Source organism: Pseudomonas sp. RIT623 (assembly GCF_004519305.1).
GTDB lineage: Bacteria > Pseudomonadota > Gammaproteobacteria > Pseudomonadales > Pseudomonadaceae > Aquipseudomonas.
Window position 1 is genome coordinate 1 of record NZ_SOZA01000044.1, and the last position, 17,529, is coordinate 17,529.

22 protein-coding genes and 1 tRNA gene are annotated in these 17,529 nt (G+C 64.4%); 12 read left to right on the forward strand and 11 right to left on the reverse strand.

Going from position 1 to position 17,529, the window contains the following annotated elements; all coding sequences use genetic code 11:
* Nucleotides 1-74 precede the first annotated feature (74 nt).
* A complete protein-coding gene (locus E3U47_RS21810) occupies nt 75-260 on the forward strand; it encodes a hypothetical protein (protein ID WP_134693673.1) in 186 nt (61 codons plus the stop codon).
* Between the two features lie 170 nt (nt 261-430).
* On the opposite strand, the gene E3U47_RS21815 is transcribed toward E3U47_RS21810, so the two are convergent.
* The 3 genes from E3U47_RS21815 to E3U47_RS21825 all read right to left on the reverse strand — a co-directional run bounded on the left by E3U47_RS21815 (nt 431) and on the right by E3U47_RS21825 (nt 1,364).
* The gene (locus tag E3U47_RS21815; RefSeq protein ID WP_134693674.1) at nt 431-844 is read right to left on the reverse strand and encodes a DoxX family protein; all 414 of its coding nucleotides are present in this window, start codon (nt 842-844) and stop codon (nt 431-433) included.
* Between the two features lie 129 nt (nt 845-973).
* A tRNA-Leu gene (locus tag E3U47_RS21820) sits at nt 974-1,058 on the reverse strand.
* Between the two features lie 93 nt (nt 1,059-1,151).
* On the reverse strand, nt 1,152-1,364 hold the full coding sequence (locus tag E3U47_RS21825; protein ID WP_134693675.1) for a hypothetical protein: 213 nt from the start codon (nt 1,362-1,364) through the stop codon (nt 1,152-1,154).
* Between the two features lie 101 nt (nt 1,365-1,465).
* Here E3U47_RS21825 and E3U47_RS21830 point away from each other — a divergent pair, with 101 nt between their 5' ends.
* The 4 genes from E3U47_RS21830 to E3U47_RS21845 all read left to right on the forward strand — a co-directional run bounded on the left by E3U47_RS21830 (nt 1,466) and on the right by E3U47_RS21845 (nt 4,799).
* The gene (locus E3U47_RS21830; protein WP_134693676.1) at nt 1,466-1,747 is read left to right on the forward strand and encodes a hypothetical protein; all 282 of its coding nucleotides are present in this window, start codon (nt 1,466-1,468) and stop codon (nt 1,745-1,747) included.
* A gap of 81 nt (nt 1,748-1,828) precedes the next feature.
* Nucleotides 1,829-2,983 carry a nitrogen regulation protein NR(II) gene (locus tag E3U47_RS21835; protein ID WP_256660323.1) on the forward strand — a complete coding sequence of 385 codons (1,155 nt, stop codon included), beginning with the start codon at nt 1,829-1,831 and terminating at the stop codon, nt 2,981-2,983.
* A 6-nt stretch (nt 2,984-2,989) separates the two neighbouring features.
* On the forward strand, nt 2,990-4,435 hold the full coding sequence (locus E3U47_RS21840; protein WP_134693677.1) for an ATPase domain-containing protein: 1,446 nt from the start codon (nt 2,990-2,992) through the stop codon (nt 4,433-4,435).
* A gap of 4 nt (nt 4,436-4,439) precedes the next feature.
* On the forward strand, nt 4,440-4,799 hold the full coding sequence (locus tag E3U47_RS21845; protein ID WP_134693678.1) for a response regulator: 360 nt from the start codon (nt 4,440-4,442) through the stop codon (nt 4,797-4,799).
* Nucleotides 4,800-4,869: 70 nt separating this feature from the next.
* Here the strand turns inward: E3U47_RS21845 and csrA are convergent, their stop codons facing one another.
* From csrA to E3U47_RS21880, 8 genes are all read right to left on the reverse strand, one after another.
* Nucleotides 4,870-5,070, reverse strand: a complete 201-nt coding sequence (gene csrA / locus E3U47_RS21850; protein ID WP_134693679.1) for a carbon storage regulator CsrA — start codon at nt 5,068-5,070, stop codon at nt 4,870-4,872.
* A 264-nt stretch (nt 5,071-5,334) separates the two neighbouring features.
* Entirely contained in the window at nt 5,335-6,345 is a 1,011-nt protein-coding gene (locus tag E3U47_RS21855) for a DNA topoisomerase IB (RefSeq protein ID WP_134693680.1), read from the reverse strand.
* 56 nt (nt 6,346-6,401) lie between these two features.
* Nucleotides 6,402-7,493, reverse strand: coding sequence for a molybdenum ABC transporter ATP-binding protein (gene modC, locus E3U47_RS21860; RefSeq protein ID WP_134693681.1), 1,092 nt, complete (start codon nt 7,491-7,493; stop codon nt 6,402-6,404).
* 1 nt (nt 7,494) lies between these two features.
* Entirely contained in the window at nt 7,495-8,175 is a 681-nt protein-coding gene (gene modB / locus E3U47_RS21865; protein WP_134693682.1) for a molybdate ABC transporter permease subunit, read from the reverse strand.
* The gene (gene modA / locus E3U47_RS21870) at nt 8,175-8,933 is read right to left on the reverse strand and encodes a molybdate ABC transporter substrate-binding protein (RefSeq protein ID WP_134693683.1); all 759 of its coding nucleotides are present in this window, start codon (nt 8,931-8,933) and stop codon (nt 8,175-8,177) included. The genes modB and modA overlap by 1 nt, the downstream gene beginning before the upstream one ends.
* Before the next feature lie 95 nt (nt 8,934-9,028).
* Nucleotides 9,029-10,099: a nitronate monooxygenase family protein gene (locus E3U47_RS21875; RefSeq protein WP_134693684.1), complete on the reverse strand. Its 1,071-nt coding sequence runs from the start codon at nt 10,097-10,099 to the stop codon at nt 9,029-9,031.
* Nucleotides 10,100-10,133: 34 nt separating this feature from the next.
* Nucleotides 10,134-10,304 (reverse strand): hypothetical protein, encoded by a 171-nt coding sequence (locus E3U47_RS25040; RefSeq protein WP_167659519.1) that lies wholly within the window; start codon nt 10,302-10,304, stop codon nt 10,134-10,136.
* A 7-nt stretch (nt 10,305-10,311) separates the two neighbouring features.
* The gene (locus tag E3U47_RS21880; protein ID WP_134693685.1) at nt 10,312-10,614 is read right to left on the reverse strand and encodes a DUF1883 domain-containing protein; all 303 of its coding nucleotides are present in this window, start codon (nt 10,612-10,614) and stop codon (nt 10,312-10,314) included.
* 160 nt (nt 10,615-10,774) lie between these two features.
* On the opposite strand from E3U47_RS21880, the gene E3U47_RS21885 reads away from it, so the two are divergent.
* From E3U47_RS21885 to ahpC, 7 genes are all read left to right on the forward strand, one after another.
* Nucleotides 10,775-11,134 (forward strand): hypothetical protein, encoded by a 360-nt coding sequence (locus E3U47_RS21885; RefSeq protein ID WP_134693686.1) that lies wholly within the window; start codon nt 10,775-10,777, stop codon nt 11,132-11,134.
* A gap of 146 nt (nt 11,135-11,280) precedes the next feature.
* The gene (locus E3U47_RS21890; RefSeq protein ID WP_134693687.1) at nt 11,281-11,931 is read left to right on the forward strand and encodes a cytochrome c; all 651 of its coding nucleotides are present in this window, start codon (nt 11,281-11,283) and stop codon (nt 11,929-11,931) included.
* Complete coding sequence (locus E3U47_RS21895; protein WP_134693688.1) at nt 11,928-12,842, forward strand: c-type cytochrome; 915 nt, start codon at nt 11,928-11,930, stop codon at nt 12,840-12,842. The genes E3U47_RS21890 and E3U47_RS21895 overlap by 4 nt, the downstream gene beginning before the upstream one ends.
* A gap of 93 nt (nt 12,843-12,935) precedes the next feature.
* Nucleotides 12,936-14,297, forward strand: coding sequence for a UDP-glucose/GDP-mannose dehydrogenase family protein (locus E3U47_RS21900; RefSeq protein ID WP_134693689.1), 1,362 nt, complete (start codon nt 12,936-12,938; stop codon nt 14,295-14,297).
* Between the two features lie 47 nt (nt 14,298-14,344).
* A complete protein-coding gene (galU, locus tag E3U47_RS21905; RefSeq protein ID WP_134693690.1) occupies nt 14,345-15,184 on the forward strand; it encodes a UTP--glucose-1-phosphate uridylyltransferase GalU in 840 nt (279 codons plus the stop codon).
* Nucleotides 15,185-15,282: 98 nt separating this feature from the next.
* Nucleotides 15,283-16,638 (forward strand): glutathione-disulfide reductase, encoded by a 1,356-nt coding sequence (gene gorA / locus E3U47_RS21910; protein WP_134693691.1) that lies wholly within the window; start codon nt 15,283-15,285, stop codon nt 16,636-16,638.
* 261 nt (nt 16,639-16,899) lie between these two features.
* Nucleotides 16,900-17,463 (forward strand): alkyl hydroperoxide reductase subunit C, encoded by a 564-nt coding sequence (gene ahpC, locus E3U47_RS21915; RefSeq protein WP_134693692.1) that lies wholly within the window; start codon nt 16,900-16,902, stop codon nt 17,461-17,463.
* Nucleotides 17,464-17,529: the final 66 nt, after the last annotated feature.

Genomic DNA, 17,529 nt, shown 5'->3' on the forward strand with positions numbered 1-17,529 from the left:
GGTTAACGGTGGGAAAGATTGACCGGGCATGCCGAACGGCCTATACAGGCGGGCTGTTGTTACTGGAGCCTGCGATGCGCGACGAAGACGAGCTGCCCGAACCTGAGCACGACCATTTACTCGATCACGAATTCCACGACCAATTCGACCCTGAGGCGGATGCCCACGGTGCGATGGATGATGTGGAAGAAGACGAGGAGCTGCTCGACGACTTCGATGATGATGAGCACCCGGCCTGGCACGACGACTGCGACGACTAGACTCTGTACGAAATGTATCTGCACTCGCCCATGCTGCGTTGAAACGGGGCTGGGAATGCTCATGTACTCCAGTACACTGCGCTGGCTCCCACGTTTCGCCTTGTCTGGCCTTCGCGCAGAAACATGTCATACAGGCCCTAAGGTCGCGGCCATCGTGCGTGGGCAGCCGCTCAACGGCGGTCGAGGGAGAAGCGCCCAGCGCCGGAAACCGCCAGGGCCAGCAGCCCGCCGGCGATGCTCAGGTTCTTCAGGAACTGGGTCATGTTGGCGCTGCGCTCGGGGTCGACCATGCTCCAGAACGGGTGGCCGAGCAGCGCAGTGCCGAGCACGAACAGGGCGAACAGCAGGGCCAGTGGGCGGGTATAGAAGCCGAGAATCAGCAGGATGCCGACCGCGAACTCCATGATCACCGCCACGCCTGCCGCCAGTGTTGGCGCCGGCGCGCCAAGCGAGGTCATGTAGCCGACCGTGCCTTCGAAGCCGGTCAGCTTGCCCCAGCCGGATACCACGAACAGGATCATCAGCAGGATGCGGGCAAGCAGGAGGATAAGGTCGCGTTGACCTTCGAGCAGGGTATAGCGCATGGCGGCGCTCCGGTGGACAGGGACATTGTCCACTCTAGCAGCTACATGGCGCATTGCTTGCAGGCCGGCTCACGCAATAGACCCGCCTACGAAAAAGGCGCCTGACAAGGCGCCTTCATCGACAAAAGATGGTGCGAGTGGCGGGACTCGAACCCGCAAGGCTCACGCCGACAGATTTTAAGTCTGCTGTGTATACCAATTCCACCACACTCGCACGTTTGACCGCTGCGCTTCATGGGCAGAAGGGCCTGCAAATCAAGGCGGCTTTATAACCCATTGTTATAGAAGCGTCAACCGCTCGCCGACTTCAGGGCTCGATGGCGTCGGCGATCTGGCGCATGTCGTCGGCGCTGTGGCGCAGGTCCTGGGCATGGCTGTGCATGGCCGTGGCATCCGCCTGGTGCACCGAGTGGCGCAGGTACTGGGTGTGTCCGTCCAGGGCTTGGCACAGCTCGTCCAGTTCGCTGGCGGTGCGCAGCAGGTCGTCCTGCAGGCCTTGCATGCGAAGGTTCGACATCATCTCGGGTTCCGGGGTGCATGAGGCGGGGCACTATAGGCCAATTGACACATTGCTGCCATTGCGCCACTGTTGGGCCATTGGATCCAATTGAGCGTGCCACCATGTCAGGGACTCCCTCCAATTCCGCCGGGCGCACCGTGCGTCCCAAGTTGTTCTGGCGACTGCTGTTCATCCAGGTGTGCCTGGTGGGGGCGTTCCTGTATGCCGGTTTCATGAGCCTGGGCGCTTACCTGCTGATGCTGGGCTTCGACCCGCAGCACCCCGAGCCACAGCGCTTCATGGCCCTGGGCGGTGGCGGGCTGATCATGCTGATTGGCCTGTGGTTGCTGAAAGTGGCGATGCCGCGGCGCCTGATGCCATCGCTGATAGAGCGCGATAACTGACGGTCGTCGCCTGACACCCGGCCTTGGCGGGACTTTTTGACTACGCTCAATATGTCCTTTCGCGGTGCTTGCGGAGCTCGCATGGTTGCAACAGGCCGCACCTCCCCATCGGTCATGTCCGAGGCGCGCTATGAACAGCTGGTTCAGGCGGTGGTCGACTACGCCATCTACATGCTCGACCCCTCTGGCCATGTGGTGTCATGGAACGCGGGCGCCGAGCGTATCAAGGGCTATCGCGCCGATGAGGTGATCGGGCGACATTTCTCGCTGTTCTTCACCGCCCAGGACTGCGCCGATGGGCGCCCACAACGCTTGTTGCAGCAGGCCCTCGACCAGGGCGGAGCCCAGGATGAGGGCTGGCGGGTGCGCAAGGATGGCACGCAGTTCTGGGCCCTGGCGGCGCTCGATGTCATTCGCGACGGCCAGGGCCAGGTCATTGGCTTGGCCAAGGTCACCCGCGACATCACCGATCGCCGTGAGTCGGCATTGCAACTCGATGCCATGCGCGCCCAGCTGTTCCAGGCGCAGAAACTCGAGGCCCTGGGGCAGTTGACTGGTGGCCTGGCCCACGACTTCAACAACCTGTTGACCATTATCCTCAGTTCCGCGCGGCTGGCGCTCAACAGCCAGGACCCGGCGCGCATCCGGCGTTTGCTCGAACATGTCCTCGACGCCGGCCAGCGCGGCACGCAACTGACCTGGCAATTGCTCAGCTTCGCCCGCCATCGCCAGTTGAGCGTCACCCGACTGGCACCGGCCGAGGTCATTGTCGCGACCTGCGGCTTGCTCGAGCATGCCTTGCCCCGGGATATCGAACTGCAACAGCAGGTCGCGGATAACCTGCCGATGATCGAGGTGGACGCCGGGCAGTTGCAGATGGTCCTGCTCAACCTGATGTTCAACGCCCGTGATGCGATCGAGGGCGCAGGGTGCATTCGCCTGGTGGTCGAGTGCGTGGAGCTGGCCGGGCAGGAGGAAGGCCTGCAGGGGCGCTTCGTGTGTTTCGAAGTGCATGACGATGGCCAGGGCATCGACCCCCAGGTGTTGCCGCGAATATTCGAACCCTTCTTCACCACCAAGGCCTTTGGCAAAGGCACCGGCCTGGGCCTGAGCCAGGCCTATGGTTTCGCCCGGCAAAGCCTGGGTGCCATTGGCGTGACCAGCCAGCCTGGAGTCGGCACCTGCATGAGCCTGTACCTGCCAGCGTGTGCCGACCCGCTGGCGACTGAGGAATAGACCGCCATGGTAGAGCCTCTCAAACGCCTGCCCACCGGAATCGAAGGGCTCGATGCGCTGCTCAAGGGCGGCCTGGTCGCGGGCGCCTCGTATATCGTCCAGGGCCCTCCAGGCGCGGGCAAGACCATCCTCGCCAACCAGCTGGCCTGCAACCATGTGCGCGATGGCGGACGGGTGCTGGTGGCGACGCTGCTCAGCGAGTCCCATGAGCGCCTGTTCCAGTACCTGTCGACGTTGAGCTTCTTCGACCCGACGCTGGTCGGCGACAGCATCCAGTTCGTCAGTGCCTTCGACACGCTGGAGCAGGAGGGCCTGGATGCCGTGGTGCGCTTGTTGCGCCAGGAGATCGCCCGGCAGCAGGCGACGTTGCTGGTGGTTGATGGCCTGCTCAATGCTCGTTCGCGCGCCGAAACCAGCCTCGACACCAAGAAGTTCGTCTCCGAACTGCAAGGCCACGCCGCCTTCGCCGGCTGTACCCTGCTGTTGCTGACCAGCGCACGGCTGGAGGAGGGCAGCCCGGAGCACACCATGGTCGACGGGGTGATCGAGTTGAGCGAACAGTTGCTCGGCAGCACTGCGCTGCGTCAGCTGCAGTTGCGCAAGACCCGGGGCAGCGCGGCGCTGTCGGGGCGTCACGAATGCCTGATCGACGATGCCGGGCTGCAGGTGTATCCGCGCCTGGAAGCGCTCTACAGCCGGCCAAGCCAGTTGGGCGCGCAGACCCTGAACCGGGTCGCCAGCGGTGTGCCCGACCTGGATGCCATGCTCGGTGGTGGCCTGGCCGAAGCCTCGGTGACCCTGTTGATGGGGCCGTCGGGGGTAGGCAAGACGGCGCTGGGCATCGCTTTTCTTGCAGCCTCCAGCGAGGCGGCGCCAGGCTTGCATTTCGGTTTTTACGAAACACCTGCGCGCTTGCGCCTGAAGGCCTCGGCCCTGGGCTACGACCTGGCCGCGCTGGAAAACCGAGGCATAGCGCAGTTGAGCTGGCAGCCGACCACCGAGGGGCTGCTGGACCAGGTCGCTGCTCGGCTGCTGGAACAGGTGAGCGCAATGGGCGCCAGGCGCGTGGTGATCGACAGCCTCGGCGCATTCGGCCGCCTGGCCATGGAGCCGGCACGGCTGAACGCGTTCTTCCGTGCGCTGACCGGCGAGTTGCGTGGCCGCGGCGTCACTGTGCTGCTGACTTGGGAAATGCGCGATATCTTCGGTGCGGAAATCACCGCGCCGGCCCCGGACCTGTCCAGTATCGTCGACAACCTGGTGTTGATGCGCTTCGCCGAGCTCGACGCGCAACTGCACCGGGCGTTGTCGATCGTCAAGGTGCGTGACAGTGACCACGACCCGGCCTTGCAGGCATTGAACCTGGGCGCAACGGGCATCAGCCTTGCCAGGGCGTTCGACGGTGCCAGCGGGGTGCTCAGCGGTTCGGCGACCACTCCAGGAGATCGCTGATGGGATGAACACCATCCTGATCGTCGACGACGAGTACCTGATAGTCGATATCCTCGGCTTCGCCCTGGAGGACGCAGGCTACCTGGTGGAAAAGGCCGGTGATGGGGAAAAAGCCCTGGAGGCGTTGGCGGAAAAGCATGTGGACCTGGTGATCACCGACTACATGATGCCCAGGAAGAACGGCGAAGAACTGCTGCAATCGATCCGCGGTGACGCGCGGCTCAAAGACCTGCCAGTCATTCTCATGAGCGGCGCCCAGGCCAGCCAGGGGCGGGTCAGCCCAGACGCGTTCGCGGCGGTGTTCGACAAGCCGTTCGACATCGATCGGATGATCGCCACGGTGCGGGAACTGCTGGAGCGCTGAGGCTCGAAGTGGCACCCCGCGTGGGCGGGCAAGGGATCAGGCGCATCCGTGCGGCATGATGCGGCAGGCTTCAGTGTTGCTCGTCGTTGCCTTTCTCTGGCGCGGGGCTGCCGGCCTGGATTCGCTTGTAGATCTCTTCACGGTGCACCTGGACATCCTTGGGTGCATCGATACCGATCCTCACTTGCATCCCCTTGACGCCCAGAATGGTGACTTTGATGTCATCGTCGATGACGATGCTTTCGCCAACCTTGCGGGTGAGTATCAGCATGTAGTTCTCCTTGGTGGTGTAGAAAACCGCGGGGCCATTGTGCCCAACGGTGGGAGCCTGTCCCTCTTCCTTCTCATTAAAGACGCTTTCGGCGGATAGTAATTCCCCGGCAGACAAATTCTGTAGCCGGTCTTTAGTCGCAGGGGCCGAACGACATGCGGCGATGGCCGTCGGCGAAGGTGCTCGGTGGCAAGGATAGGGGGCTTGGCCTCATATGGGAAATTTCTCTGCTCGATGGGGTAAATAGTCGGCGTCAATGATCGTTCAGGGCTCCAGCGCTTGCAGGAAGCGCAGCAGCGCCACCTCCTCGCGTTCCAGGCGCTGGCGCTGGCGGGCGCGGGGCAGCCCGGCCAGGCGCCCCAGGTGAAAGTGCTCGAGCACGGCCGGGTGGATGTAGCTGCGCCGGCACACCGCTGGGGTGTTGCCCAGGCGCGCGGCCACTTGCCGCACGGTCGCGGCGACCTGGCGCCTGGCCTCGCTGTCCGGTTGCCAGGCCAGCGGCGTCAGCAGCGCCAACGCCAGGCTGCTGCCGGCCCAGGTGCGGTAGTCCTTGGCGGTGAAGTCGGCGCCGGTGAGTTGCTGCAGGAACTGGTTGACCTCGGTGGAGCCGACGCTGTGACGCTGCCCCTGTTCGTCGAGGTACTGGAACAGCGCCTGGCCGGGCAATTCCATGCAGCGCTTGACCAGCCCGGCCAGGCGCCGGTCGCGCAGGGTGACGTTGTGCTCGACCCCGCGCTTGCCACGGAACTGGAAGCGCAGGGTGCTGCCCTTGACCTGCACATGGCGGGTATTGAGGGTGGTCAGCCCATAGGAGCGGTTATCGCGCAGGTACTGGCGGTTGCCGATGCGAATCAGGGTGCTGTCGAGCAGGCTGATCACCAGCGCCATGACTTTCTCGCGGTCCAGGCCGGGGCGGGCGAGGTGGGCGTCCAACTGCCTGCGCAGTGTCGGCAGGGCCTCGGCGAACGCCAGCATGCGCCCGTACTTATGCTGGTCGCGCAGCGTGCGCCATTGCTCATGGTAGCGGTACTGCTTGCGCCCGCGGGCGTCGCGCCCGGTGGCCTGCAGATGACCTTGCGGGTCGGCGCAGATCCACACATCGGTATAGGCCGGGGGGATCACCAGGGCGGCGATGCGGGCCAGGGTCTGCGCGTCGCGTACCCGTTGGCCCTGGGCGTCGTAGTAATGGAAGTGCTCACGCCAGCGCCGCCGGCTGAGCCCAGGCTGGGTGTCATCGACATAGTGCAGCGCGGCGGGCAGCGGGCAGTCGGGCATGGGCGCGATCCAGGCAGTGGTGGTGCTGCAATGGACAACAGCCGCCTCGTTGTTGCTCAGCCGAGCAGCGCCACCGATTTGATCTGCGCCCACAGCCGCTGGCCGGGCTGCACGCCGAGCTGCTCAGCCGAGTAGCGGGTGATGCGCGCCAGCAGGGCATTGCCGTTGGCCTCCAGGCTCACCAGGACATGGGCTGGGTTGTCCGCGGCGCGGCACTCGCGCACCCGAACCGGCAGGCGGTTGAGTATGCTCGAGGCGGTGTCCGCGGTCAGCGCCAGGCTGACGTCGCGGGCCTGGACCTTGAGCCGCAGGGTGCTGCCGACATGCAGCTTGGGGTGGGCGATGCGCAGCAGTGGGCCCTCGCTGCCGGGCAGGCGCAGGTCGAACAGCCCGTAGTGCGGGTCATGGCCGACCACCACGCCTTCGAGCACCACGCCGGCGTCCTCGCCCTGGGCCAGCGACAGGTCGAGGCGGGCCAGGGTCTGGCCGATCGGCCCGCTGGCCAGGGCCCGGCCTTGCTCCAGCAGCACCAGGTGGTCGGCCAGGCGGGCCACTTCATCCTGGGCATGGCTGACGTAGATCAGCGGAATGTCCAGCTCGTCGTGCAGGCGCTCCAGGTACGGCAGGATCTCGCGCTTGCGGGCGCTGTCCAGGGCCGCCAGGGGTTCGTCCATCAACAGCAGGCGCGGGCTGCTGAGCAGGGCCCGGGCGATGCCGATCCGTTGCGCCTCGCCGCCAGACAACGTGGCCGGCTTGCGCGCCAGCAGGTGGCCGATCCCCAGTAGCTGGCAGGCGTGTTCCTGGCTGATCTTGCGCGCCTCGGGCGCGACGCGGCGCCAGCCAAATTCCAGATTGCCGCGCACCGACAGGTGCGGGAACAGGCTGGCCTCCTGGAACACATAGCCCACCGGGCGCTTGTGCGGGGCCAGGAAAAACCCGCGGGCGCTGTCTTCCCAGACCTCGCCGTTGACCTCGATGTAGGCACTGGCGGCGCGCTCCAGGCCGGCCAGGCAGCGCAGGCAGGAAGTCTTGCCCGAGCCGGAGTGGCCGAACAGCGCGCTGATGCCGCGTCCCGGCAGTTGCAGGTCGACATCCAGGGTGAAGTCGTCGCGCGCCAGTTTCAGCCGCGCCTGTATCGATGCACTCATCTCAGCTCCAGCCAGCCTTGCTGCGGCGGCCAGCGTAGAGCATCAGCAGCACCAGGAAGGAGAACACCAGCATGGCCCCGGCCAGCCAATGGGCCTGGGCGTATTCCATGGCCTCGACGTGATCGAAGATCTGCACCGAGACTACACGGGTCTTGTCGGGGATATTGCCACCGATCATCAGCACCACCCCGAACTCGCCCACGGTATGGGCGAAGCCGAGGATGCTGGCAGTGACGAAGCCGGGGCGGGCCAGCGGCAGGACCACGTGGATGAAGCTGTCCCAAGGGCTGGCGCGCAAGGTGGCGGCCACTTCCAGCGGGCGCTGGCCGATGGCGCCGAAGGCGTTCTGCAGCGGTTGCACCACGAACGGCATGGAGTACACCACCGAGCCGATTACCAGGCCGGTGAAACTGAACACCACGCTGCCCAGGCCCAGGGCCTGGGTTGCCTGGCCGATCCAGCCATGGGGCCCGAGGGCAAGCAGCAGGTAGAAGCCGATCACCGTCGGCGGCAGCACCAGGGGCAGGGCCACCACCGCGCCGATCGGCCCGCGCAGCCAGGAGCGGGTGCGCGCCAGCCACCAGGCGATGGGCGTGCCCAGCACCAGCAAGATGGCGGTGGTCAGGCTGGCCAGCTTGATGGTCAGCCAGATCGCGCCCAGGTCACTGGCGTCCAGCGGCATCAGATTTCATAACCGTAGGACTTGATCACCGCGGCAGCCTTCGGGCCCTTGAGGTAGTCCACCAGGGCCTTGGCCGCTGGGTTGTCCTTGCCCTTGTTGAGGATGACCGCATCCTGGCGGATCGGATCATGCAGTTCGGCAGGCACGATCCAGGCCGAGCCTTCGCTGATCTTGCCGTCCTTGTAGACCTGCGACAGGGCGACGAAGCCCAGTTCGGCGTTGCCGGTGGAGACGAACTGGAACGCCTGGGTGATGTTCTGGCCTTCGACGATCTTGGCCTTGGTGGCCTCGGTCAGTTTCAGCTTGTCCAGCACCTGGGTGGCGGCCAGGCCGTAGGGCGCGGCCTTGGGGTTGGCAATGGACAGGTGCTTGAAGTCGTTCTTCTTCAGTACCTCGCCCTGGGCGTCGACGTAACCTGGTTTGGCCGACCATAAGGCCAGGGTGCCGATGGCGTAGGTGAAACGCGAGCCTGCGACGATTTCCTTTTCCTGCTCGAGCTTGGCCGGGGTGCTGTCGTCGGCGGCGAGGAACACTTCGAACGGGGCGCCGTTCTTGATCTGTGCGTAGAACTGGCCAGTGGCGCCATAGGCGGCGACCAGCTTGTGGCCGGTGTCCTTCTCGAAGTCCTTGGCGATGGCCTGGATCGGCGCTGTAAAGTTGGCGGCCACGGCAACCTGGACTTCATCGGCCCAGGCACTGTTGAGGCAGACAAGGCTGGCGAGGGTGCTGACGGCCAGGTGGGACAGGCGAATACGCATGCGAACGGCTCCAGAGGATGGCGGTTTTCGTTATGGTGCGAAATATATAGCGAGCAGCCATCCGTCGGGAAGGGGTAGCGTGATAAATTCCTGATCTATAGGTCAGCTTTTGCTGTCGGGCCGGCGATCAGCCGCGTCAGCTCGCCTGCGGGCATGGGTTGCCCCAGGCGCAGCGCCTGGCCCGACCAGAGGTTGCTGAAGTCGCTGTTGCCTTGTGGGTCGCTGATCGCCCGCAGCGGCATCAGCGCGCCACCGGCCAGTGGAAACCGCGGCGCCAGCGCGCTCATCGGCCCCAGTTCGCGCATGATGCGGTTGTAGATGCCCCGTGCCGGGCGGCCGGTGAACAGGTTGGTCAGCGCCGTCGCGCTCGCCGGCGCGGTGTCCAGGGCATGGCGGTGGGCCGGGGAAACCTTGGCTTCGGGGCAGAACAGATAGGCGGTGCCGACCTGCACCGCCGAGGCGCCCAGGGCCAGGGCGGCGCGCAGGCCCCGGTGGTCGGCGATGCCGCCAGCGGCGATCACCGGGAGGCGCACCGCATCGACCACTTGTGGCACCAGGGCGAAGGTGCCGATCTGGCTGGTGAGGTCGTCGCTCAGGAACATGCCCCGATGGCCGCCGGCCTCGTAGCCCATGGCGATGATCGCATCGCAGCCGTGCCGCTCCAGCCAAATGGCTTCTTCCACGGTGGTGGCACTGGACAGGACCTTGGCCCCGCTGGCTTTCACCCGTTGCAGCAGTTCTGCAGGCGGCAGGCCGAAGTGGAAACTGACCACCTCCGGGCGCAGTTGCTCGACCAGCAGGCAACCCTGTTCATCGAACGGCGCACGACTGGACACTGGTGTGGGGGCGTCGAAGTCAGCGCCGACTTCATCGTAATAAGGCTTGAGCGCCTGCTTCCAGCGCGCATCGCGTACCGGGTCGGGAGCGGGCGGTTGATGACAGAAGAAGTTGAGGTTGAGTGGGCCCTGGCAGGCTTCGCGAAACGCCGCGATCTCACTGCGAATCTGTTCGCCGTCGAGCATGGCGCAGGGCAGGGCGCCCAGGCCGCCGGCGTTGCCAACGGCGATGGCCATCGCCGAACCCGTGGCGCCGGCCATGGGCGCCTGGAGAATAGGCACCTCGATGCCCAGCAGGTCGAGGATGCGGCGGTCTTGCCAGGTGCTCATGGGCGACTCCTTGAGTGCGGTGTGTCGGGCGTGATTACAGGGCCTTGCTGACCTGGATGTCGCTGATCTTCTCGGCGTCCTCGCCGTGGATCTTGCGCAGGGCTTGCTGCGCCTGCTCCAGGGAGGCGTCGGGCATCTGGGCGAAATCCCAGCGACGCTGGCCGTCGAGCTTGTACTTGATCACGTATTTGGTGGTCTGGGTCATGCTGTGGTTATCCGAGTTTCGACGACGAGCGACGAATGATCTTGATCTTGTGGGTCAGGGTCGGTTTGCGCGTGACCGAAATAGGGCGTGTGGTCACGGTGTCGATGGTGATGTTCCAGAAGCCGGTGCTGGGCACGGTGATCTTCGCCGGGAACTTGTCGAAATGGCCGCCGTGATAGGTGTGTCGACCGCCGTTCTTGAAGCTGCGGAAGTTGGCGTCGTTCATCAGGCGGATGTTGCAGCGCTGGGAGCACTCGATGACGACGATATCGTCCTCGTTCAAGTGCTCGCGCTGGTGTACGAATTTCATGGGGTGCTCCGCAAGGATTGGTTCTGCAAACGCGCACGATATCACGATGTGCGGTTACACTTGCGCCCGGCTGGCCCCGCCAGGGAGATTTCTGCCATACCAGGGAGCAAATCGGCATGGATGTGGTCACAGGATGACTTTGAAGGTGGAGAGAGCAGCAATGAAATGGGTGGTAGCAGCAGTGTCGCTGGCGTTGGGTGGTTGTGTCAGCGTTTCTGAATTGGAACAGTCCCACGCGACGCTGGACGTGATGTCCGGCAAATCGCCGCGCGAATATGCCGAGTGCGTGAAGCGCAAACTGGCCGATAGCCGCGATCCCTTGCAGGAACAAGTGCGCGATGACGGCTTGCGCCTGATCGTGCCGCAAAAACTCTCCTCCGGTGCCGGCCCGGCGGCTTTGCTGGACATCGACAAGCGTGGTAGCGGTAGCGCAATCAAGGTCTACGAACGGCTGAACAACTTCCCGCTGCGCCTGGGCGACGTGCGTACTTCGGCTACCCAGTGCATCTCCGGTTCTTGATCTGGCTCAGTTAAAAAGCGATTAACTGGCTCATTGCCACTTTCCTTCCCGGCGGCACGTTGTCGCAGGCCGGGGAATAAGCCTAGTATTTCTGGGCTTATATCGTTTAAGCCTAAGCTTATAACAAGGAAAATGGAGCCTCCGTGATGAAACCCCTGAGCCCCGTCGTGATCGGCAGCTTGCTGATCCTGGCCTGGCCCTCGGCGCACGCTGCCGACGGCCAGAAAATCTTCAACCAGGGCGGGGACAACCCCGCCGCCATGGCCTGCATCGGCTGCCACGGGCCGGATGGCAAAGGCATTGCCGCCGCCGGCTTCCCCCGCTTGGCCGGCTTGTCCGCCGGTTATCTGGCCAAGCAACTGGACGATTTTCGCAACGGCAGCCGCAAGCAGCCGGTGATGGAACCTTTGGCCAAGGCCATGGCGCCTGCGGAAATCGAGGCGGTCAGCGCTTATCTGAGCAGCTTGCCCGCCGATGCCGCGCCCGACGTGCGCCGCCAGCAGATCGCCGACGACCCGGTGACCCGCCTGGCGCTGTATGGCGACTGGAGCCGGCAGATCCCCGGGTGCGTGCAATGCCACGGGCCGGGCGGCAGCGGCATCGGCGAGCACTTTCCGCCCCTGGCCGGACAGCCGGCGGGCTACCTGGTGGCCCAGCTCAACGCCTGGCGCGATGGCAGCCGCCGCAACGACCCCAACCAGTTGATGGTCAACGTGGCCAAGGCCATGACCGACACCGAGGTCAAGGAAGTCGCCGATTACTTCGCCAAGCTGTCCAGCCCGGAGGTCAAGCCATGAAGCCGATGATCCCAACCCTGCTGCTGCTGGCCATCGGCAGTGTCCAGGCCGCGCCTATCGCCATGGAAGACCAGTCCCAGCTCAAGGTCCCCGGTGTGCAGGCCGAGCCGCAGTTTGCCCCGCCGGCGGAAAACGCGATTCCGGACAACGCCTTTGGCAAGATGGTCCGCGAGGGCCATGCGCTGTTCGTCGATACCCGGCGGTTGATGCCCGAAGCTGCGAAAAATGGCCTGAACTGCAGCAACTGCCATCTGGACCAGGGGCGCATGGCGCATTCGGCGCCGCTGTGGGGCGCCTACCCGATGTACCCGGCGTATCGCAAGAAAAATGACAAGGTCAATACCTTCGCCGAGCGTATCCAGGGGTGTTTCACCTTCAGCATGAACGGCAAGCCTCCGGCGGCCGACAGCCCGCAGATGACCGCCTTGAGCGTGTACGCCTATTGGCTGTCGACCCAGGCGCCGACGGGCGTGGAGATTGCCGGGCGTGGCTACCCCGAGGTCCCCAGGCCGGCAGCTGGCTACGACTTCAAGCGGGGCCAGCAGGTGTACCAGCAGCAGTGCGCAATCTGCCATGGCGACAACGGCGAAGGGCAGAAGGTGGCTGGGGAGTATGTGATGCCGCCGTTGTGGGGCAAGGACTCCTACAACTGGGGGGCCGGCATGCACCGGATCAACACCGCCGCGTCGTTCATCAAGTACAACATGCCGCTGGGCAAGCCTGGCAGCCTGAGCGATCAGCAGGCCTGGGACGTGGCCGCCTGGATCAACCGCCATGAGCGGCCGCAGGATCCACGCCTGGTCGAGGGCTCGATCGAGAAGACCCGGCTGAAGTTCCATGCCAACGATGGGGTCAACCTGTATGGGCAGAAGGTCGATGGCGTGTTGATCGGGCAGGGCATCGGCGGCTGAGGTACAGGCCTGTCATCACCTTGCCCCAGCCTTGTCACCGCCCTGCAATCCCCGCTGATGTTCCATGGCCGCAACCTTCAAAGGAGCGTGGCCATGGAACTGTGTGTGATCGGAGCGGGGTACGTGGGGCTGGTGACGGCCGCCTGTTTCGCCGAGATGGGCAACCGCGTGGTTTGCCTGGAGCACGACAAGGCACGCCTGGCGCAACTGCGCGAGGGCCAGTGCCCGATCTACGAGCCCGGCCTGCAGGCGCTGCTGCAAACCGGCCTGCGCAGCAGCCAACTGAGTTTCACCGATGACTGCAGCCAGGCCCTGGCGCGGGCCGAGGTGGTATTCATAGCCGTCGGCACGCCCAGCCATGAGGACGGTTCGGCCGACCTGCGGCACGTGCTGGCGGTGGCCGACAGCCTGGGCCGTCACTTGCCACGGGCCTGCCTGGTGGTGAACAAGTCGACGGTGCCGGTCGGGACCGCCGAACGCGTGGCCCGGCAGATTGCCGCCGGCTTGCGCAGCCGTGGCGCCCGTTTCGTGGTGGAGGTGGCGAGCAACCCCGAGTTTCTCAAGGAGGGCAGCGCCCTCGATGACTTCCTGCGCCCGGACCGGATCATCATCGGCAGCGACAGCGCGCAGGCCGTGCAGTGCCTGCAGCGGCTGTACGCGCCCTTTGTGCGTAACCGCGAGCGAATCCTGCTGATGACGCCACGGGCCGCAGAGTTCAGCAAATACGCCGCCAACGCTTTCCTGGCCACCAAGATTTCCTTCATCAACGAACTGGCCGGCTTGTGTGGCCATCTGGGCGTGGATATCGAGCAGGTGCGCCGCGGCATCGGCAGCGACAGTCGTATTGGCAGCCACTTCATCTATGCCGGTTGTGGCTACGGCGGCTCCTGCTTCCCCAAGGACGTGCGGGCCCTGGTCCATTGCGCCGAGCAGCAGGGTTACCAACCGGCGATCCTCAAGGCCGTGCAGGCGCGCAACAGCGAGCAGAAGGCTTTGCTGTTCCAGGCCCTGCGGCAGCATTTTGGCGGTGTGCTGCGCGGTCGTCACGTGGCGTTGTGGGGGTTGGCCTTCAAACCCGGTACCGACGACCTGCGCGAGGCGCCCAGCCTGGTGTTGTTGGAGGCCTTGCTGGCCGCCGGGGCGCAGGTCCAGGCCTGTGACCCGGCGGCGCTGGCCGGGGTGGCGGACCGTTATCCGCAGGCCGTGGCCAGTGGCCAACTGCGCCTGAGCGAGGACCCCTACAGTTGCGTCGAAGGGGCCGACGCGCTGGTGTTGCTGACCGAGTGGAAGCAGTTTCGCCAGCCCGATTTCATCCGTGTAAGGGGGCTGATGCGCATGCCGGTGCTGTTCGACGGACGCAATATTTACGATCCCTCGGAACTATCTACACTGGGATATCTCTATCATGGCATCGGCCGACCACGGGCGGGGCATTGTAAGGTGACTGCCGCCTGATTAGACTGCGCCGAATTTCGTACGCAAAGCCCTTGTTAAGGACGTATATGATCAAGAAATGCTTGTTCCCGGCAGCCGGTTACGGCACTCGCTTCCTGCCCGCTACCAAAGCCATGCCAAAGGAAATGCTGCCGGTGGTCAACAAGCCACTGATCCAGTATGGCGTTGAAGAGGCACTGGACGCCGGCCTGAACGAGATCTCCATCGTCACCGGTCGCGGCAAGCGTGCCCTGGAAGACCACTTCGACATCAGCTACGAGCTGGAAAACCAGATCAAGGGCACCGACAAGGAGAAGTACCTGGTCGGTATCCGTCGACTGCTCGACGGGTGCTCGTTCTCCTACACCCGCCAGACCGAAATGAAAGGCCTGGGGCACGCGATCCTGACCGGTCGCCCGCTGATCGGCGACGAGCCGTTCGCCGTGGTGCTGGCCGACGACTTGTGCGTCAACCCAGAGGGTGACGGCGTCTTGACCCAGATGGTCAAGCTGTTCAAGCAGTACCGTTGCTCGATCGTTGCCATCCAGGAAGTCGACCCGCAGGAAACCAACAAGTACGGTGTGATCGCTGGCGAAATGATCCGCGACGACATCTATCGCGTGACCAACATGGTCGAGAAGCCCAAGCCCGAGGACGCGCCGTCGAACCTGGCGATCATCGGTCGCTACATCCTGACCCCGGACATCTTCGACATCATCGCCAATACCGAGCCTGGCAAGGGCGGCGAGATCCAGATCACCGACGCCCTGCTGCAGCAGGCCAAGGATGGCTGCGTGATCGCCTACAAGTTCAAGGGCAAGCGTTTCGACTGCGGCGGCGCCGAGGGTTACATCGACGCGACCAATTTCTGTTTCGAGAACTATTACAAGACCGGCAAGGCGTACTGAGTTCGCCCGGCAGGTCCAGGAGCCACCCTTCGGGGTGGCTTTTTTGTTTGCGGCGGGCAACGGCGTTATGCTGGGCGCCTGCCTAGGAGAGTGAATACATGGCCTATGATTTTGATCTGTTCGTGATTGGCGCCGGTTCCGGCGGTGTGCGCGCGGCGCGCTTCGCCGCGGGCTTTGGCGCCAAGGTGGCGGTGGCCGAGAGCCGCTACCTGGGGGGCACCTGCGTCAACGTCGGCTGCGTGCCTAAAAAACTGCTGGTGTACGGCGCCCACGTTGCCGACGAGCTGGAACAGGCCGCAGGCTTTGGCTGGACCCTCGAAGAAGGCCATTTTGAGTGGGGCACGCTGATCGCCAACAAGAACCGCGAGATCGAGCGCCTCAACGGCATCTATCGCAACCTGTTGGTCAACAGCGGCGTCGCCTTGCTGCAGGGCCATGCTCGCATCACCGGGGCCAACGAGGTGGAAGTCGAGGGCCAGCGCTACAGCGCCGCCAATATTCTCATCGCCACCGGTGGCTGGCCGCTGGTGCCGGACATCCCGGGCAAAGAGCTGGCCATCACCTCCAACGAGGCGTTCTACCTCAAAGAGCTGCCGCGTCGCGTGCTGGTGGTCGGCGGCGGCTATATCGCCGTGGAGTTCGCCGGCATCTTCCAGGGCCTGGGCGCCGATACCACGCTGCTGTACCGTGGCGACCTGTTCCTGCGCGGCTTCGACGGCTCGGTGCGCACGCACCTGAAGGAAGAGCTGGAAAGGCGCGGCCTGGACCTGCAGTTCAATGCCGACATCCAGCGCATCGACAAGCTTGAGGACGGCAGCCTCAAGGCCACCCTCAAGGATGGCCGCGAGCTGATCGCCGACTGCGTGTTCTACGCCACCGGTCGCCGGCCGATGCTGGACAACCTGGGCCTGGAGAACACTGGCGTGGAACTGGATGAGCGCGGCTACATCCGCGTGGACGAGCAGTACCAGACCACCGCGCCGTCAATCCTGGCCATTGGCGATGTGATCGGCCGCGTGCAGCTCACCCCGGTGGCCCTGGCCGAAGGCATGGCCGTGGCCCGGCGCTTGTTCAAGCCCGAGCAGTACCGCCCGGTGGACTACCAGAACATCCCCACCGCGGTGTTCAGCCAGCCGCCGATCGGCACCGTGGGCCTCACCGAGGAACAGGCGTTGGCCGCCGGGCACAAGGTGCAGATCTTCGAGAGCCGCTTCCGGGCGATGAAGCTGACCCTCACCGACATCCAGGAAAAGACCCTGATGAAACTGGTGGTGGACGCCGACACCGACAAGGTCCTGGGTTGCCACATGGTCGGGCCGGATGCCGGCGAAATCATCCAGGGCCTGGGTATCGCGCTGAAGGCCGGGGCGACCAAGCAGCAGTTCGACGAGACCATCGGCGTGCACCCGACCGCCGCGGAAGAGTTCGTGACCATGCGCACCGTAACCCGCTGAACGCCTCTGACGCTGACATTTGTAGGAGCGGCCTTGTGTCGCGAAGGGGCTGCTCGCAGCCCTTTCGCGACACAAGGCCGCTCCTAAAACGCTTGGGGCCGCCTGCGCAATCCTTTGCTCAGCCCAATCCCTTCTATTAATAATCCCGTCTTATAGCCAAAACCAATCAGCAGCATGAGCTTTGCCAATGAGCCTTTGGCCGGAGCAGTCGGTAGGATTCACTCCATCAACTGATTCCAACCCCATGAAGGAGCGTCTCTCATGCCAATCATCAACAGCCAGGTCAAACCGTTCAACGCCACCGCCTACCACAAGGGCGAGTTCGTCCAGGTCAGCGAAGCCGACCTGAAAGGCAAGTGGTCCGTCGTGTTCTTCTACCCGGCCGACTTCACTTTCGTCTGCCCGACCGAGCTGGGCGACCTGGCCGACAACTACGCCGAATTCCAGAAGCTGGGCGTCGAGATCTACGGCGTGTCCACCGACACCCACTTCACCCACAAAGCCTGGCACGACACCTCGGACACCATCGGCAAGATCCAGTACCCGCTGATCGGTGACCCGACCCACATCATCTCGCGCAACTTCGACGTGCTGATCGAAGAAGCCGGCCTGGCCGATCGCGGTACCTTCGTGATCAACCCGCAAGGCCAGATCAAGATCGTCGAACTGAACGATGGCGGTGTTGGCCGTGACGCCACCGAGCTGCTGCGCAAGGTCAAGGCTGCCCAGTACGTTGCCGCTCACCCAGGTGAAGTGTGCCCGGCCAAGTGGAAAGAAGGCGAAGCTACGCTCGCCCCGTCGCTCGATCTGGTCGGCAAGATCTAAGCCGATGCGCACCCCGCGGGCGGTAGACAGCCGCCAAAGCTGAAGCAGTTACCGCCCCGTAGAAGC

Excerpts from the sequence above, each read along its gene's own strand:
- E3U47_RS21810 (WP_134693673.1), top strand. The coding sequence starts at position 75 with ATGCGCGACGAAGACGAGCTGCCCGAACCTGAGCACGACCATTTACTC.
- E3U47_RS21815 (WP_134693674.1), bottom strand. The coding sequence starts at position 844 with ATGCGCTATACCCTGCTCGAAGGTCAACGCGACCTTATCCTCCTGCTT.
- E3U47_RS21825 (WP_134693675.1), bottom strand. The coding sequence starts at position 1,364 with ATGATGTCGAACCTTCGCATGCAAGGCCTGCAGGACGACCTGCTGCGC.
- E3U47_RS21830 (WP_134693676.1), top strand. The coding sequence starts at position 1,466 with ATGTCAGGGACTCCCTCCAATTCCGCCGGGCGCACCGTGCGTCCCAAG.
- E3U47_RS21835 (WP_256660323.1), top strand. The coding sequence starts at position 1,829 with ATGGTTGCAACAGGCCGCACCTCCCCATCGGTCATGTCCGAGGCGCGC.
- E3U47_RS21840 (WP_134693677.1), top strand. The coding sequence starts at position 2,990 with ATGGTAGAGCCTCTCAAACGCCTGCCCACCGGAATCGAAGGGCTCGAT.
- E3U47_RS21845 (WP_134693678.1), top strand. The coding sequence starts at position 4,440 with ATGAACACCATCCTGATCGTCGACGACGAGTACCTGATAGTCGATATC.
- csrA (WP_134693679.1), bottom strand. The coding sequence starts at position 5,070 with ATGCTGATACTCACCCGCAAGGTTGGCGAAAGCATCGTCATCGACGAT.
- E3U47_RS21855 (WP_134693680.1), bottom strand. The coding sequence starts at position 6,345 with ATGCCCGACTGCCCGCTGCCCGCCGCGCTGCACTATGTCGATGACACC.
- modC (WP_134693681.1), bottom strand. The coding sequence starts at position 7,493 with ATGAGTGCATCGATACAGGCGCGGCTGAAACTGGCGCGCGACGACTTC.
- modB (WP_134693682.1), bottom strand. The coding sequence starts at position 8,175 with ATGCCGCTGGACGCCAGTGACCTGGGCGCGATCTGGCTGACCATCAAG.
- modA (WP_134693683.1), bottom strand. The coding sequence starts at position 8,933 with ATGCGTATTCGCCTGTCCCACCTGGCCGTCAGCACCCTCGCCAGCCTT.
- E3U47_RS21875 (WP_134693684.1), bottom strand. The coding sequence starts at position 10,099 with ATGAGCACCTGGCAAGACCGCCGCATCCTCGACCTGCTGGGCATCGAG.
- E3U47_RS25040 (WP_167659519.1), bottom strand. The coding sequence starts at position 10,304 with ATGACCCAGACCACCAAATACGTGATCAAGTACAAGCTCGACGGCCAG.
- E3U47_RS21880 (WP_134693685.1), bottom strand. The coding sequence starts at position 10,614 with ATGAAATTCGTACACCAGCGCGAGCACTTGAACGAGGACGATATCGTC.
- E3U47_RS21885 (WP_134693686.1), top strand. The coding sequence starts at position 10,775 with ATGAAATGGGTGGTAGCAGCAGTGTCGCTGGCGTTGGGTGGTTGTGTC.
- E3U47_RS21890 (WP_134693687.1), top strand. The coding sequence starts at position 11,281 with ATGAAACCCCTGAGCCCCGTCGTGATCGGCAGCTTGCTGATCCTGGCC.
- E3U47_RS21895 (WP_134693688.1), top strand. The coding sequence starts at position 11,928 with ATGAAGCCGATGATCCCAACCCTGCTGCTGCTGGCCATCGGCAGTGTC.
- E3U47_RS21900 (WP_134693689.1), top strand. The coding sequence starts at position 12,936 with ATGGAACTGTGTGTGATCGGAGCGGGGTACGTGGGGCTGGTGACGGCC.
- galU (WP_134693690.1), top strand. The coding sequence starts at position 14,345 with ATGATCAAGAAATGCTTGTTCCCGGCAGCCGGTTACGGCACTCGCTTC.
- gorA (WP_134693691.1), top strand. The coding sequence starts at position 15,283 with ATGGCCTATGATTTTGATCTGTTCGTGATTGGCGCCGGTTCCGGCGGT.
- ahpC (WP_134693692.1), top strand. The coding sequence starts at position 16,900 with ATGCCAATCATCAACAGCCAGGTCAAACCGTTCAACGCCACCGCCTAC.